The organism is Luteimonas sp. 9C, assembly GCF_902506295.1.
Lineage (GTDB): Bacteria > Pseudomonadota > Gammaproteobacteria > Xanthomonadales > Xanthomonadaceae > Luteimonas.
In genome coordinates this window covers 2,731,362-2,745,681 of record NZ_LR733312.1, presented here as the reverse complement: position 1 = coordinate 2,745,681, position 14,320 = coordinate 2,731,362, and the positions used below count along the sequence as shown (strand labels likewise).

The 14,320-nt window shown below is 71.2% G+C and carries 12 protein-coding genes; 7 read left to right on the top strand and 5 right to left on the bottom strand.

What is annotated here, in order from left to right:
• Window positions 1–32: 32 nt before the first annotated feature.
• On the top strand, window positions 33–1,160 hold the full coding sequence (locus CURTO8I2_RS12575; RefSeq protein ID WP_159681397.1) for a PLP-dependent aspartate aminotransferase family protein: 1,128 nt from the start codon (window positions 33–35) through the stop codon (window positions 1,158–1,160).
• A 23-nt stretch (window positions 1,161–1,183) separates the two neighbouring features.
• Here the strand turns inward: CURTO8I2_RS12575 and CURTO8I2_RS12570 are convergent, their stop codons facing one another.
• Window positions 1,184–2,002: an NAD(P)-dependent oxidoreductase gene (locus CURTO8I2_RS12570; RefSeq protein ID WP_159681396.1), complete on the bottom strand. Its 819-nt coding sequence runs from the start codon at window positions 2,000–2,002 to the stop codon at window positions 1,184–1,186.
• Window positions 2,003–2,109: 107 nt separating this feature from the next.
• Between CURTO8I2_RS12570 and CURTO8I2_RS12565 the strand changes: the two genes are divergently transcribed.
• Window positions 2,110–2,841: a hypothetical protein gene (locus tag CURTO8I2_RS12565; protein WP_159681395.1), complete on the top strand. Its 732-nt coding sequence runs from the start codon at window positions 2,110–2,112 to the stop codon at window positions 2,839–2,841.
• 147 nt (window positions 2,842–2,988) lie between these two features.
• Here the strand turns inward: CURTO8I2_RS12565 and CURTO8I2_RS12560 are convergent, their stop codons facing one another.
• Window positions 2,989–3,669 (bottom strand): phosphotransferase, encoded by a 681-nt coding sequence (locus CURTO8I2_RS12560; protein WP_159681394.1) that lies wholly within the window; start codon window positions 3,667–3,669, stop codon window positions 2,989–2,991.
• Window positions 3,670–3,874: 205 nt separating this feature from the next.
• Here CURTO8I2_RS12560 and CURTO8I2_RS12555 point away from each other — a divergent pair, with 205 nt between their 5' ends.
• On the top strand, window positions 3,875–5,893 hold the full coding sequence (locus CURTO8I2_RS12555) for a bifunctional DedA family/phosphatase PAP2 family protein (protein WP_159681393.1): 2,019 nt from the start codon (window positions 3,875–3,877) through the stop codon (window positions 5,891–5,893).
• On the opposite strand, the gene CURTO8I2_RS12550 is transcribed toward CURTO8I2_RS12555, so the two are convergent.
• The 3 genes from CURTO8I2_RS12550 to CURTO8I2_RS12540 all read right to left on the bottom strand — a co-directional run bounded on the left by CURTO8I2_RS12550 (window position 5,861) and on the right by CURTO8I2_RS12540 (window position 8,574).
• The gene (locus CURTO8I2_RS12550) at window positions 5,861–6,454 is read right to left on the bottom strand and encodes an LON peptidase substrate-binding domain-containing protein (RefSeq protein ID WP_159681392.1); all 594 of its coding nucleotides are present in this window, start codon (window positions 6,452–6,454) and stop codon (window positions 5,861–5,863) included. The two genes, CURTO8I2_RS12555 and CURTO8I2_RS12550, sit on opposite strands and share 33 nt — an antisense overlap.
• Before the next feature lie 31 nt (window positions 6,455–6,485).
• Window positions 6,486–7,874, bottom strand: coding sequence for a UDP-N-acetylmuramate:L-alanyl-gamma-D-glutamyl-meso-diaminopimelate ligase (mpl, locus tag CURTO8I2_RS12545; RefSeq protein WP_255475815.1), 1,389 nt, complete (start codon window positions 7,872–7,874; stop codon window positions 6,486–6,488).
• A gap of 121 nt (window positions 7,875–7,995) precedes the next feature.
• On the bottom strand, window positions 7,996–8,574 hold the full coding sequence (locus CURTO8I2_RS12540; RefSeq protein WP_159681391.1) for an adenylate kinase: 579 nt from the start codon (window positions 8,572–8,574) through the stop codon (window positions 7,996–7,998).
• Window positions 8,575–8,696: 122 nt separating this feature from the next.
• Here CURTO8I2_RS12540 and CURTO8I2_RS12535 point away from each other — a divergent pair, with 122 nt between their 5' ends.
• The 4 genes from CURTO8I2_RS12535 (at window position 8,697) to CURTO8I2_RS12520 (ending at window position 14,314) form a co-directional block, all read left to right on the top strand.
• Window positions 8,697–9,953, top strand: a complete 1,257-nt coding sequence (locus CURTO8I2_RS12535) for a 6-phosphofructokinase (protein WP_159681390.1) — start codon at window positions 8,697–8,699, stop codon at window positions 9,951–9,953.
• An 87-nt stretch (window positions 9,954–10,040) separates the two neighbouring features.
• Entirely contained in the window at window positions 10,041–10,853 is an 813-nt protein-coding gene (gene mutM, locus CURTO8I2_RS12530; RefSeq protein WP_159681389.1) for a bifunctional DNA-formamidopyrimidine glycosylase/DNA-(apurinic or apyrimidinic site) lyase, read from the top strand.
• A 62-nt stretch (window positions 10,854–10,915) separates the two neighbouring features.
• On the top strand, window positions 10,916–11,485 hold the full coding sequence (locus tag CURTO8I2_RS12525; protein WP_159681388.1) for an ECF-type sigma factor: 570 nt from the start codon (window positions 10,916–10,918) through the stop codon (window positions 11,483–11,485).
• 9 nt (window positions 11,486–11,494) lie between these two features.
• On the top strand, window positions 11,495–14,314 hold the full coding sequence (locus CURTO8I2_RS12520; protein WP_159681387.1) for a serine/threonine-protein kinase: 2,820 nt from the start codon (window positions 11,495–11,497) through the stop codon (window positions 14,312–14,314).
• Window positions 14,315–14,320 lie beyond the last annotated feature (6 nt).

The window sequence follows — 14,320 nt, the reverse complement described above, 5'->3', positions numbered from 1 at the left end:
GCGCTCCCCCCGCATCACGCCCGGAGCGCTGCATGCCCCGCATCGAGACCCTCGCCGCCCGCGCCGGCAGCCGGCCCGACCCCACCAGCGGCGCCCTGTCGGTGCCGCTGCAGCTGGCCACAACCTTCGAACACACGCCCGACGGCCAGCTGCCGCAGGGCTGGCTGTACCAGCGCTACGACAATCCCACCCAGCACGAGACCGAGGTGGCGCTGGCCGCGCTCGACGGCGCCGCGCGGGCGTTGCTGTTTCCCACCGGCATGGCCGCCGGCGCGACGGCGCTGCAGGCCCTGCCGGCGGGCAGCCATGTCGTGCTGTGCGACGACAGCTACTTCTCGTTCCGGGCGCTGGCCGCGCAGCAGTTCCCGCGCTGGGGGCTGACCTGGAGCCTGGCGGATTTCAGCGATGCGGATGCGGTGCGCGCCGCGCTGCGCCCGGAGACCCGCCTGCTGTGGGCCGAGACGCCCTCCAACCCGTTGCTCAAGGTCTGTGACATCGCCGCGCTCGCCGACGTGGCGCATGCCGCCGGCGCGCAGCTGCTGGTCGACGGCACCTTCGCCCCGCCGGTGCTGCAGCAGCCGCTGGCGCTGGGCGCCGACATCGTCCTGCACTCGGCCACCAAATACCTCGGCGGCCATGGCGACGTGATGGGCGGCGTGCTGGCGTTCCGCGAAGACGGCGCGCACGCGGCCGACTGCCACGGCCTGCGCCTGCTGGCCGGCGCCACCGCGTCGCCGTTCGCGGCCTGGATGATCCTGCGCGGCGTGCGCACGCTGCCCGCGCGGATGGCCTGGCACTGCGCCAACGCGAAGCAACTCGCGACGGCCCTGCAGGCACATCCGCGCGTCGCCCGGGTGCACTACCCCGGCCTTGCCGACCATCCGCAGCACGCGGTGGCCGCGGCGCAGATGCGCGACTTCGGCGGCATGCTGTCGTTCGAGGTGGACGGCGGCGAAACGGCGGCCCTGGCCGTGGCCGGTCGACTGCAGCTGTTCACCAATGCGACCTCGCTGGGCTCGACCGAATCGCTGGTCGAGCACCGGGCCTCGATCGAAGGCCCGGCGTCGACGACCCCGCGCGGCCTGCTGCGGCTGTCGGTGGGCCTGGAACATGCGCAGGACCTGCTCGACGATCTGGCACAGGCGCTCGACGCCGCCTGATGCGGGTCGGACGGGCCGGCCGCTCAGTCGAGGAACAGATCCGGCAACAGCGGTTGCGACGGGTCGATCGCGTAGCGGTCGAGGTCGGTGATGCCGGCCTCCGCCAGGACTTCATCGTCGATCAGGAAGCGGCCGTGGAAACCCGCGGCCTCGCGGATCAGCACCGCGTGCGCGGCGTCGCCCATGATCGTCGAGTTGCGGCCGTTGCCGCGCTCGACGCCGGGAATCATGTTCAGCGCGTCGGTGCCGATCAGCGTGCGCGGCCACAGCGCGTTGACCGCGACGCCTTGCGGCCCGAACTCGGCGGCGAGCCCCAGGGTGACGAAGCTCATGCCCATCTTCGCCAGCGTGTAACCGGTATGCGGCGCCCACCACTTGGGATCGAGCGACGGCGGCGGACACAGGGTGAGGATGTGCGGGTTCGACGCCTTCAACAGGTGCGGCAGGCAGATCTGCGCGCACAGGAAGCTGCCGCGGGAATTGACCTGCTGCATCAGGTCGAAGCGCTTCATCGGCGTGTCCAGCGTGCCGCGCAACCAGATCGCGCTGGCGTTGTTGACCAGGATGTCGATGCCGCCGAAGGCCTCGACGGTCGCCGCGACCGCGGCGCGCACCTGGTCTTCCTCGCGGATGTCGCACTTCAGCGCCAGCGCACGGCCGCCAGCCGCCTCGACGCTGCGCGCGGCGCTGTGGATGGTGCCGGGCAGCTTGGGATTGGCGACTTCCGACTTGGCGGCGATCGCCACGTTCGCGCCATCGCGCGCGGCGCGTTCGGCGATCGCCAGGCCGATACCGCGCGAGGCGCCGGTGATGAAAAGGGTCTTGCCGGCGAGCGTCGACATGCGGCGGGCCTGTCCTGCGATGGAGTCGTCGCCATTATGCGCGCGGGGTCTCCAACCCGTTCAGCGCGCAGGGCGATACTGGCGGCTCTCCCCCGCAGGATCCGCCGATGCGCCACGTTGCCGCCCTCGCGTTGTTCTCGCTCACGCTCGCCGCATGCGATGCCGCGCCGACGGCCGCCGCGCCCGTCGCGCCCGTGCCGGCCGTCGACACCCGGGCGCCTGCACCCGCCGAGACGCCGCCTTCTGCGGCGGCCGCCCACGATCTCGCGGCCGCGGCCGACGGCGACGTGGTGGTCTCCGCGCAGTCGGTGTGGCAGGGCGATCCCGCGGCGTGCCGGACGGGCACTGCGGCCGTCGACGACTGCCTGCTGTCGGCCATGCGCGCCGGCGGGGCTTCGCCCGATGCACTGGCGGCGAGTTCGCGGCTGATCGCGCTGGGCAATCCCGGTTACGTCAGCGCCTGGCGCGAGATCGAGGGCGTGGGCCACGCCGAAATCACCTATCCGTTCCGCGCCAATACCAACCAGGGGTTGTGGCTGGTCGATGGCGACGGGCGCGCGGTGGACGTGGACGAGAACGTGCTGCCCGCGGGCGCGGTGCGACTGCGGGGCGAGCTCAAGCCGTTTCTCGATGCGCATCCCGATGCGATGCCGTTCGCGCCGGCGCAGGCGGTCGGCAGCGAAGCATTGCCCGAGGGCGGCGTGCGCCTGCGCTTCGACGTGCCGATGCGCACCTGCCATGCCTGCGCCGACGTCGGCGTGCTCGAACTCGGTTACGACTTCAGCGCGGACCGCCGCTTCGAGGGCCGCAGCGTGATCGCGCTGCGCGAGGCCGACTGAGGCGTAGAACCTGTTCAAGGTCCGTCGCGAGCGCCGCCAGATGGCGCGTGGTGGAGCGCGGGAAGCGCAGCGTACGTGTGGTACGTGAGCATTCCGAGCACCGCACGCGCGCCAGCTGACAAGCGCAGCAGGACATTGAACAGGTTCTCAGGGCTTCGGCCCCTGCCCCTCGTTGTCTTCCCATTTGAGGATCTTCCGCGTCACCACGCGGTAGACCGGCTTGCCGGTGCGGAACCAGACATCGCGCAGCCATGACGTGCGCTTGAGCACCCGCTTCTCCACCGGCGTCAGCGACGCGCGACAGTACATGCGCTTGTGCTTGAGCAGATGCCGCAGGTCCTCGCGCGCCAGCAGGCGCATCCACCGCGAGCGCGGATCGCCGCGCACCGCGAGCTGGAAATCGATGATCGCCGGACGTCCGTCGTCGAGCACCAGCCAGTTGGCTTCCTTCGCCAGATCGTTATGGGCGAGGCCGCGGCGATGCAGGCCCTGCAACAGCCGGCGCGCGCGGCGGAAGTAGATCAGATCGCCATGCGGCGGGCGCTGGTACATCGCATCGCCGGGCATGTAACTGCGATCGAGCTGACGCCCGTTCCACTGGATCAGCTGCGGCACATCCTGCATGCCGGCCACGGCCGCCAGACCGCGTGCCTCGCGCCGCGCCAGCCACCACGCCGGCAGGCGCAGCCACAGCGGCACGTGACACAGGTCGCGCCGCACGAACAGCCCGCCGTCGCCGCCCCGCATCAGCGAGATGCGGCCGAAACTGTCGGACTTCAGCGCTTTCGTTTCGGTGGCCCCGGAGGCCTTGGCGTCGGATGCGGACATCGCGCCATTGTACGGAGCGATCCGTCCGCCAGCGGGTCTACCGCGCGCGGTCATCCCGTCGCCCCGGGGCCTGCACGAGCACGCGCCCACCTGCGCGCGATGGCGGCAATGCGGCCCCGCACATCGTTGCCGGACGGCGGCAACGCAAGCCCCGGCGCGGCGGGCCGGTCCGGAGACGGTCATCGGCGACTGTCATAATCGATCGATGCTCACTGATTTCTTCAACAGCCTGGTGACGTGGGTGGGCAACCACCCGGTCGCAGCCGGCCTCGTGATCTTCCTCATCGCATTCTGCGACTCGGTGATCATCCTCGGCGCGATCGTCCCGGCGCTGCCGATCCTGTTCGCGATCGGCGTGTTGATCGGTCTGGGCGAGATCTCCGGCCCCTATGCCGTGGCCTGCGCCGCGCTCGGCGCGCTGGCCGGCGACGGGGTGAGTTACTGGGTGGGACGTCGCTGGGGCCACGGCCTGCGCACGGTGTGGCCGTTCAGCAAGTACCCGCAGCTGCTCGACCGCAGCGAGCTGGTGTTCCGGCGCAATGCGATCAAGAGCATCCTGGTCGCACGCTACGTCGGGCCGATCCGCCCGTTCGTGCCGGCCATCGCCGGCATCGCGCACATGCCGATGCGCCAGTACCTGCCGATCAGCTTCGCGGCCTGCGTGTCCTGGGGCGTGCTGTTCCTCGCGCCGGGCTGGCTGTTCGGCGCGTCCTACGACGCGGTGGCCGCAGTGGCCGATCGCCTGGCGCTGGTGCTCGGTGCGCTGCTGGCGGTCCTGGCCCTGGCCTGGGCCATCGTCATCTACAGCTACCGCTGGTTCGACGCGCATGCCAACTCGCTGCTCGCGCGGCTGCTGGCGTGGTCGCGGGCGCATCCGTGGTTCGGCCGCTACGCGATCGCGCTGGTCGATCCCAAACGGCCGGAATCGGCGTCGCTGGCGATTCTCGCGGCCTGCCTGCTGGCGATCGGCTGGGCCTGCTTCGCGCTGCTGGCGACGGTGATCATGCGCGGCGAGCCGTTGCTGATCGACCAGACCGTCTTCCAGTTCATGTACGAACTGCGCAACCCGCTGGCCGATCGCCTGATGGCCGCGCTGGCGTCGATCGGCGACGTCCACGTGCTGGGCCCCGCGGTCGCCCTGACCCTGGCGTGGCTGATCTGGCGGCGCCGCTGGCTGGGCGCTGCGCACTGGCTGGCCGCGCTGGCCTTCGGCATGGCGCTGACCGCGCTGCTGGGCGCGGTGATCGACATGCCCAAGCCGCCCACCGTGCACGGCGGCTTCGGCTTCCCGGCGGTCGAGATCACCCTGTGCACGATCGTGTTCGGCTTCTTCGCCGTGCTGATCGCCCGCGAGCTGCCGGGGCGCACCCGGGTCTGGCCGTATCTGGTGTCGGGCGTGGTGGTGGCGGTGCTGGGTTTCGCGCGGCTGTATCTCGGCGCCCACTGGCTCAGCGACATCGTCGGCGGGATGCTGCTGGGCATCGTCTGGCTGCTGGTGCTGGGCATCGCCTACCGCCGCCACGTCGAGCGTTCGTTCTGGATGCGTCCGGTCGCGGCGATCTTCTACATCACCTTCGCCGTCGCCGCGCTGTGGCATGCGCCGCGCGCGGTGGATCCGCTGCTCGCGAAGTTCGCACCGAAAACGTCCACGGTCACGCTGTCGGCGCAGGCATGGTGGTCGTCGGACTGGGTGCAGTTGCCCGGCCAGTTGCGCGAGCGCGATCCGGCCCATCGCTGGCCGCTGGATCTGCAGATCGCCGGCCCGCTGGCGCCGCTGCAATCACAGCTCGAAGCGGAGGGCTGGCGGGTGCAGCCGCAGGCCGGCTGGATGCGCGTGATCAACCTGCTCGACGAAAGCGTGCCGCAGGCCGAGCAGCCGGTGCTGCCGGCGACGCTGGACACGCTTGCAGAAACGCTGCTGATGCGCCGCGACAGCGACGCCGACCGGACCGAGGTGCTGCGTTTGTGGCGTGCGCCGGCGGTGCTCGATGACGGCACCGACCTGTGGCTCGGCACCAGCCAGTCGATGCTCTACACCCGGCCGTTCGGCGCGTTCGGACTGTGGCAGCCGCAGGCCGATGCGCACGGCGTGCACCGGGGCCTGCGCGACGTGCTGGAGGCGTTCCCGTCGCGCGAGGCGGTCCATCCGCAGTCGGGCGTGCCGACGTTGCGCGTGCGCACCGCCGAGGCGTCAGTCGTCGTCGACGACGTCGACCAGCCGTAGCAGCGTTTCCAGCCGCTCGTCCGGATCGTCGAGCTGCAACAGCTGCTGGCGATGCGGCTGTTCGAGCGGCAGCAGTTCGGCCAGCCGCCAGCCCACCCACGCCGCATCGTCGAAGTGCGGCTCCGGGAACGCCTGGTCGGCGCCGTCGATGTGTTCGAGGATCTTGCGCAGCACGACGCCGAGCAGCGCGTGTTCGGGTTGCAGATCGATCACCGGATCGGCGGCGCACCAGTCGACGTCGGCGATGATCAGGCCGCTGTCGCGCACCCGGGTCCGGCGCACGTGGAAGCGGCGCGCGCCGCGCACGCGCAGCGTCAGCAGGCCATCGGCGCCGGTGTCGAAGTCCTCGATGCGCGCTTCGGTTCCGATGCCGGCGGGTGTCGCGGGCGCGCCGGCCTCGTCGCCGTCGAGGATCAGGCAGATGCCGAATCCGCTGCCCCGCCGGCCGCATTCGCGGACGAGATCGAGGTAGCGCGGCTCGAACACGCGCAGGCCCAGCGCGGCGCCGGGCACCAGCACGGTGCGCAGCGGAAACAGCGGAATCGAAGTGTCGTCTGCCATGCGCCCAGTGTACGCAGGCCGATGCGAAACCTCAGTCGTGGAGGCTCAGCGCAAAGCGCCGCGGCGCCCCGTCGAAACCGCCATTGGACATGAAGACCACATGGTCGCCCGGCCGCACGCGGGCGGCGAGTTCGGCCAGCAGCGCGTCGACATCGGCCACCGCGTGCGCCTCGCCGCGCACGGCGCTCACCACCGCGCCGGCATCCCAGGCCAGTTCCGGGCGATGCAGGAATACGACGGCATCGGCGAGATCGAGCGACGGCGCCAGCGCATCGGCATGTGCGCCCAGGCGCATCGAATTGCTGCGTGGCTCCATCGCCACGACGATGCGCGCATCGCCGACCCTCGCCCGCAGGCCGGCGAGGGTGGTGGCGATCGCGGTCGGGTGGTGGGCGAAGTCGTCGTAGACGGTGATGTCGCGCGCGGTGCCCAGCACTTCCATGCGCCGCTTGACGCTGCGGAACGCCGCGAGCGCAGGCAGCAGCGACCCGATGTCGACACCGACCGCGGCGCAGGCCGCCAGCGCGGCGAGCGCGTTGAGCACGTTGTGGTCGCCGAGCAGCGGCCATTCGACCGTGCCGATCGACGCGCCGTTGCGCAAAACCTCGAACAGGCTGCCGTCGTCGCTGCGCTTCACCGCGCACCACTCGAACGCGGCATCGAAGCCGAAGCGCTCGACCGGCGTCCAGCAGCCCATCGCCAGGACTTCGGCCAGACGCGCGTCATGCCCGTTGACGATCAAGCGCCCACGCGCCGGCACCGTGCGCACCAGATGGTGGAACTGGCGCTGGATCGCAGCGACATCAGGAAAGATGTCGGCGTGGTCGAATTCGAGGTTGTTGAGGATCGCGACCGTCGGGCGGTAGTGGACGAACTTGCTGCGCTTGTCGAAGAACGCGGTGTCGTACTCGTCCGCCTCGACGACGAATTCGCGTCCGCTGCCGATACGTGCCGACACACCGAAATCCTCGGCGACGCCGCCGATCAGGAAGCCCGGCGCGCGGCCCGCGGCCTCGAGCAGATACGACAGGATCGTCGTGGTCGTGGTCTTGCCGTGGGTGCCGGCCACGGCGAGCACTTCGCGGCCCGGCAGCACGTGGTCGCGCAGCCATTCGGCGCCGGAGGTGTAGGCGCGTCCGGCATCGAGCACCGCTTCCACCGCGGGATTGCCTCGCGAGAGCGCGTTGCCGACCACCACCTGGTCGACGTCGTCGCCGATGTGCGCGGGGTCGTAGCCCTGGTGCAGGGTGATGCCCAGCGTCTCGAGCTGGGTCGACATCGGCGGATACACCGCCTGGTCGCTGCCTTCGACCGCGTGGCCGAGTTCGCGCGCGAGCGCGGCGACGCCGCCCATGAAGGTGCCGGCGATACCCAGGATATGAAGTTTCACGAAGCCGATTCCTAGACGATCAGAAGACAGGCGGTGAAGTCGTGCATGCCCGGCACCTTCGCCCCGCTCCCCCAGGAAGCGGAGATGGGGTGAGGGACGCGGTCGGCTCGCTCGCAGGGCCAGCCTGGGCCATGCCGCCGATGCGCGGCGATCAGGCGGCCGCCTGCTCCCGACCGATCGCCTTGACGATGCGGTCGAACACCGCGTCGAGCGAGCCGACGCCATCGACGACGGTCAGCTGGTCGTGCTCGCGGTAGAACGCGATCACCGGCGCGGTCTGCTGGTCGTAGACGTTGAGGCGGTGGCGCACCGATTCCGGGCTGTCGTCGGCGCGGCCTTCGGCCTGCGCGCGGCCGGCGAGGCGCGCGATGATCTGTTCGTTGTCCACTTCCAGCTGCACGGCGGCATCGAACGGCGTGCCGAGCTTCACCAGCAGCGCATCGAGCGCGGCCGCCTGGGCGAGGTTGCGCGGATAGCCGTCGAGGATGAAGCCCGAGGCAGTGTCGGCGCGCGAGAAGCGGTCTTCCAGCATGCCGAGCAGGATCTCGTCGGAGACCAGGTCGCCACGCGCCATGACCGCCTTGGCCTCGAGGCCCAGCGGCGTGCCGGCCGCCACTTCGGCGCGCAGCAGGTCACCGGTGGAGATGTGCGGCACCCGCAGATGGTCCTTCAACCGCGCCGCCTGCGTGCCCTTGCCCGAACCGGGCGCACCGAGAAGAACCAAACGCATCGAACGCTCCTGCAACTGTGGGGAATCGCGCCACCGCACCGACGTACACTCGGACCACACGGCGGCAGACGGCCGCGCCAGCTTACCGTATCCCGCCACGGCCCATCGAAAGGACACGTGCAATGACGTCCGGAACCCTGCTCTACGCCCAGTCCGGCGGTGTCACCGCCGTCATCAACGCCACCGCGTCGGCGGTGCTGCAGGAAGCGCGCAGCCGGCGCGTCAAGGTGCTCGCCGCGCGCAACGGCATTCTCGGCGCGCTGCGCGAGGATCTGGTCGATGCGTCGAAGATTCCGCTCCCGACCGTGCGCGCACTCGCGCACACGCCGGGCGGCGCGTTCGGGTCCTGCCGCTACAAGCTGAAATCCATCGAGGCCGACCGCGCGAAGTACGAACGCCTGATCGAGGTGCTGCGTGCGCACGACGTGCGCTGGTTCCTCTACAACGGCGGCAACGATTCGGCCGATACCGCGCTCAAGGTCTCGCAGCTCGCCGCGCAGTTCGACTACCCGCTAACCTGCATCGGCGTGCCGAAGACGATCGACAACGATCTGGCCGTCACCGACTGCTGCCCGGGGTTCGGCTCGGCGGCGAAATACACCGCGGTCTCGGTGCGCGAGGCCGCGCTCGACGTCGCGGCGATGGCCGATACCTCGACCAAGGTCTTCGTCTACGAGGCCATGGGCCGGCATGCGGGCTGGCTGGCCGCGGCCGCCGGCCTGGCCGGGCAAGGCCCCGACGATGCGCCGCAGATCATCCTGTTCCCGGAACGCGACTACGACGAGGCCGCCTTCCTCGCCCAGGTGCAGCGCGTCGTCGAGCGCGTGGGCTGGTGCGTCGTCGTGGCCAGCGAAGGCATCCGCGACAAGGACGGGCGTTTCGTCGCCGATGCCGGCGGCGGCCGGGACGCGTTCGGCCACACCCAGCTCGGTGGCGTGGCCTCGCATCTGGCCGGCCGGGTCAAGGACATGTTGGGCTACAAGGTGCACTGGACGCTGCCCGATTACCTGCAGCGCTCGGCGCGGCACGTCGCGTCGAAAACCGATGTCGAGCAGGCGATGGCGGTCGGTCGCGCGGCCGTGCAGTTCGCACTCGCCGGCCGCAACGCGACGATGCCGTCGATCAGGCGCACGTCGGAATCGCCGTACCGGTGGACCATCGAGGCCGCGCCGCTGGAGAAGGTCGCCAACCACGAGAAGATCATGCCGGCCGGCTTCATCCGCCGCGACGGTTATGGCATCACCGCGGCCGCACGCCGCTATCTCGAACCGCTGATCCGCGGCGAGGCGCCGCCGCCGTACGGCCGCGACGGGCTGCCGAAGTACGTGACGGTCGATGCGCCCGCCGTGCCCCGTCGCCTGCCGGCGTGGACCGGCTGACGCCTTTGCGCACGGCGTTCAGCCCGGTGCATTGAAACCGGCCGCGCGCACCCGATACAGACGCTTCCCCGCACGCCGCCGGTCCCGATGCCCGAACTGCCCGAAGTCGAAACCACCCGCGCCGGCCTCTCGCCGCACGTGCTCGGTCGCACCATCGAACGCATCGTGCTGCGGCGGCCGGACCTGCGCTGGCCGATTGCCGGCGAGGTCTCGACCCTGCTGCCGGGTCAGCGCGTCGAGGCGATCCGCCGGCGCGCGAAATATCTGCTGCTCGACACCGCGGCCGGCAGCGCACTGCTGCATCTGGGCATGTCCGGCAGTCTGCGCGTGCTCGACCCGGACGTGCCGGTGCGCACGCACGACCACGTCGACATGGCCCTCGATTCCGGCCAGGTGCTGCGCTTCAACGATCCGCGCCGGTTCGGCTGCCTGCTGTGGCAGCCGCCCGGCGACACGCATGATCTTCTGCGCGATCTCGGACCGGAACCGCTCGACGACGCGTTCGACGGCGACCATCTGTTCTTCGCCAGCCGCGGCCGCCGCGCGCCGGTGAAGACCTTCCTGATGGACCAGCGCATCGTGGTCGGCGTGGGCAACATCTACGCGGCCGAAGCGTTGTTCGCCGCCGGCATCTCGCCGCTGCGCGACGCGGGGCGCATCTCGCGCGAACGCTACGCGCGCCTGGCTGACGAAGTGAAGCGGATCCTGGCGTACGCGATCGCGCGTGGCGGCACCACGCTGCGCGATTTCATCAGCCCCGACGGCGCGCCCGGCTACTTCGAACAGGAGCTCTCCGCCTACGGTCGCGGTGGGCTGCCGTGCCCCGCATGCGGCACCCCGCTCCGGCAGGCCCTGGTGGGCCAGCGCGCGACCGTCTGGTGCCCGCGCTGCCAGCGCTGAGGCGCCGCGTCGCCCCTGGCGGATAAGCGCTATAGTCGCGACGCGGGACGAGGGCGGGGATCATGCGCGAGGCTCAGGTTGCCGAGATCACCCAGTGGCTGGATGCCGCGCGTGGCGGAGATCGCGACGCGCTCGATCGCGTGCTCGCCACGCTCTACCAGGAACTGCACCAGATGGCCCGGCGCCAGCTCGTCGGCCAGCACGGGCACACGCTCGATGCCACCGCGCTGGTGCACGAGGCCTACCTCAAGCTGATCGGTCGCCACGAGGCCCGCTTCGACGATCGCGCGCATTTCTTCGCCTACGCCGCCTCCGCGATGCGCAGCGTCGTCGTCGACTACGCCCGCCAACGGCTGGCGCAGAAGCGCGGCGGCGACCTGCACCGCGTGACCGAGCTGCCGGACAACATCGAGAGCGGCCTGCGGCTGGACGAGGACACGCTGGCGCTCGACATCGCGCTCACCCGCCTGGCCGCGGTCGACAAGCGCCTGGCCCAGGTGGTGGAACTGCGGTATTTCGCGGGGTTGTCGGAACTGGAGATCGCCGCGCTGCTGGAGCGGTCGGAGCGCAGCATCCGGCGCGACTGGCAGAAGGCGCGGATGTACCTGCTGGCGTCGTTGCGGGAAGACTGAGGCACGGGTATGGACGGCGCGCGCTGGCAGCGGCTGTCCCCGGCCCTCGACGCGCTGCTCGAACTCGAGCCCGATGCGCGTGCGACGGCACTGGCGGCGTATCGCGACGACGATCCGGATTTCGCGGACGAACTCCACGCATTGCTCGCACTCGATGCCGAACGTGCGGATTTCCTCGCCGAGCCGATCGTGGCCGGGCTGTCGAACATGCTGCCCGGCCGCCACATCGGGCCTTACGAACTCGAACGCCTGCTCGGCGAGGGCGGCATGGGCCAGGTGTGGCTTGCGCGCCGGGCGGACGGCCTCTACGAGCGCCGCGTCGCACTGAAACTGCTGCGTCCCGGCCTCGCCGATCCCGACCTGCGCCTGCGTTTCACCCGCGAGCGACAGATTCTCGCGCGGCTGGAACATCCGCACATCGCACGCCTGCTCGACGCCGGCATCAGCGCCGACCAGCAGCCCTATCTGGCACTGGACTACATCGACGGCGAGCCCGTCACCGACTGGTGCCGGCGGCACCAGCCGGGCGTCGCGGACCGGATCCGCCTGTTCCTGCAGGTCTGCGAAGCGGTCAGTCACGCGCACACCAACCTGATCGTCCATCGCGACCTCAAGCCCTCGAACATCCTCGTCACCGCGCTCGACGACGTGCGGCTGCTGGACTTCGGCATCGCCAAACTGCTCGACACGGCCGGCCAGGCGCCCGAGCACACGCGTACCGGCCTGCGGGCGTTCACGCTGCACTACGCGGCGCCCGAACAGATCCGCGGCGAGCCGGTCACGACGATGACCGACGTGTATTCGCTCGGGGTCGTGCTCTACGAACTGCTGTCGGGTCGCAAGCCCTACCAGCCCACGCTCGCCAGCGACGCGCAGTGGGAGCAGGCGATCCTGGAGGTCGATCCCCCCCGACCGTCGCAGGCGTTGCTGCGCAGCGCGGACGACGGGGTGGAGCCGCTGCAGCGTCGCCGCATGGCCCGCGCGATCGCCGGCGACCTGGACACCATCGTGCTGCGGTCGCTGGAGAAGGCGCCCACGGACCGCTACGCCTCGGTCGAAGCGTTCGCGCTCGATCTGCGCCGGTGGAGCGAAGGCAGGCCGATCCTCGCGCGCCCGCAACGGCTCAGCTACCGGGCGGGCAAGTACCTGCGGCGGCATCGCTGGGCGATCTCGAGCGCGGCGCTGGTGGCGCTCACCCTCGTCGCCTCGATGGTGGCGGTGACCTGGCAGGCGAACCAGGCCATCGAGGAGTCCGCGCGCGCGCAGGCGATGCAGGACTTCGTCGTCGGCCTGTTCGAGCAGGCGGGCGCGTCGGCAGGCGGCGCACCGCTCGACATCCGCCAGCTGCTCGAGGTCGGCGTGCAGCGCGGTGATGCGGAGCTGGCCCACCAGCCGGTCGCCCGCGCCGAACTCTACGGCGTGATCGCGCGCCTGCGCCTGGGTCTGGGTGATTACGACCGGGCGCTGGCGCTGCTCGAACGCCAGTCGACCGTGGTGGGTGGCATGGCCGACGCGCCGCCGAGCCTGCGCCTGCAGTCGGCCAGCGATCACGGCCGCACGCTGCGCCTGCTGGGCCGGCCGCGCGACGCGATCGCCTGGATGCAGCCGCTGCAATCGCTGGCGCTGCAGCGCGAACAGGTGCTGCCGCGACAGGCGGCCGAGTTCTACACCCACCTGGGCCGCAGCCGCCGTGACATCGGCGAACTCGACAGCGCGCGCCTGCTGTTCCGGCGCGCCCTCGCCCTGCGCCGCGACAGCGCCGTCCCCGACGAAGCCGGCACCATCGAAAGCCTCGCCGATCTCGCCTCGCTGCACAGCGCCGCCGGCGAACTCAGACAGGCGCTGACCGGCACCGATGCGGCGCTCGCGCGGTTGCGCCAGCGCCTCGATCCGCGCCACCCGCTGGCGATCGAACTGCTGCGCAGCCGCTGCGCCCTGTTGCGTGCGAACGGTCGTACGCGCCCGGCCGAAGCGAGCTGCCGCGAGGCGCTGGCGCTGGCGCTGGACCTGCACGGCGCGCGCCATCCGGCCACACTCGACGCCCGCCGGCAACTGGCCGCCCTGCATGTCGACCAGGGCCGTTTCGCCGAAGCGGATGCGGAATTCCGCGACGCCCTGGTCTGGACCGTCGCCCGCCTCGGCGCGCGCCATGCCGACGTCGCGCGCATCCACAACAGCCTGGGGATCGTGGCCTGGGAGCGAGGCGACACCGACGCGGCGCTCGACGCGCTGGCGCGCACCGTCGACATCTGGCGCCAGACCAGTCCCAACGCGATGCTCGCCGACGGCCTGTTCAACCACGCGATGGTGCTGCACGACGCAGGTCGGAATGCGGAGGCGCGCGCACTGCTGCGCGAAGCGCTCGCGCTCCGGCAGGCCCGCTTCGGGGCCCGTCACGGACTGGTCGGCGATACGCTGCGCCTGCTCGGCGAGGTGGAATCGGCACTCGAACCCAGTGCCGGCACGCGGCACCTCGAGGAGGCGGCGACCATCACCGCGGTGGCCTACGGCCCCGACCATCCCAACGCGCTGCGCGCGGCGCTGTCGCGCGACCGGGCCGCGGCCGCTGCGGGCGATGCCGAGGCGATCGCCGGCCTCGACCGTCTGGCGCGCACGCCGGCAGACGACAGTGAACTGCGCAAGATCGCCTGGATCGCCCGCGCCGCCGCCGCCGCCCTGCGCTGTGCCGCGCCCGGCGCCATGAACGCGCGCCACGACCTCGCCGTGCTCATCACCCAGGTCCGCGCGGCGCAGCCGGAGGGCGGCGCGGTCAGCCGTGAGATCGACGATGCCCGGCGCCGCTGCGGCGCGCTGATCGCGCGGCGCTGACCCGCA

Excerpts from the sequence above, each read along its gene's own strand:
- CURTO8I2_RS12575 (WP_159681397.1), top strand. The coding sequence starts at position 33 with ATGCCCCGCATCGAGACCCTCGCCGCCCGCGCCGGCAGCCGGCCCGAC.
- CURTO8I2_RS12570 (WP_159681396.1), bottom strand. The coding sequence starts at position 2,002 with ATGTCGACGCTCGCCGGCAAGACCCTTTTCATCACCGGCGCCTCGCGC.
- CURTO8I2_RS12565 (WP_159681395.1), top strand. The coding sequence starts at position 2,110 with ATGCGCCACGTTGCCGCCCTCGCGTTGTTCTCGCTCACGCTCGCCGCA.
- CURTO8I2_RS12560 (WP_159681394.1), bottom strand. The coding sequence starts at position 3,669 with ATGTCCGCATCCGACGCCAAGGCCTCCGGGGCCACCGAAACGAAAGCG.
- CURTO8I2_RS12555 (WP_159681393.1), top strand. The coding sequence starts at position 3,875 with ATGCTCACTGATTTCTTCAACAGCCTGGTGACGTGGGTGGGCAACCAC.
- CURTO8I2_RS12550 (WP_159681392.1), bottom strand. The coding sequence starts at position 6,454 with ATGGCAGACGACACTTCGATTCCGCTGTTTCCGCTGCGCACCGTGCTG.
- CURTO8I2_RS12540 (WP_159681391.1), bottom strand. The coding sequence starts at position 8,574 with ATGCGTTTGGTTCTTCTCGGTGCGCCCGGTTCGGGCAAGGGCACGCAG.
- CURTO8I2_RS12535 (WP_159681390.1), top strand. The coding sequence starts at position 8,697 with ATGACGTCCGGAACCCTGCTCTACGCCCAGTCCGGCGGTGTCACCGCC.
- mutM (WP_159681389.1), top strand. The coding sequence starts at position 10,041 with ATGCCCGAACTGCCCGAAGTCGAAACCACCCGCGCCGGCCTCTCGCCG.
- CURTO8I2_RS12525 (WP_159681388.1), top strand. The coding sequence starts at position 10,916 with ATGCGCGAGGCTCAGGTTGCCGAGATCACCCAGTGGCTGGATGCCGCG.
- CURTO8I2_RS12520 (WP_159681387.1), top strand. The coding sequence starts at position 11,495 with ATGGACGGCGCGCGCTGGCAGCGGCTGTCCCCGGCCCTCGACGCGCTG.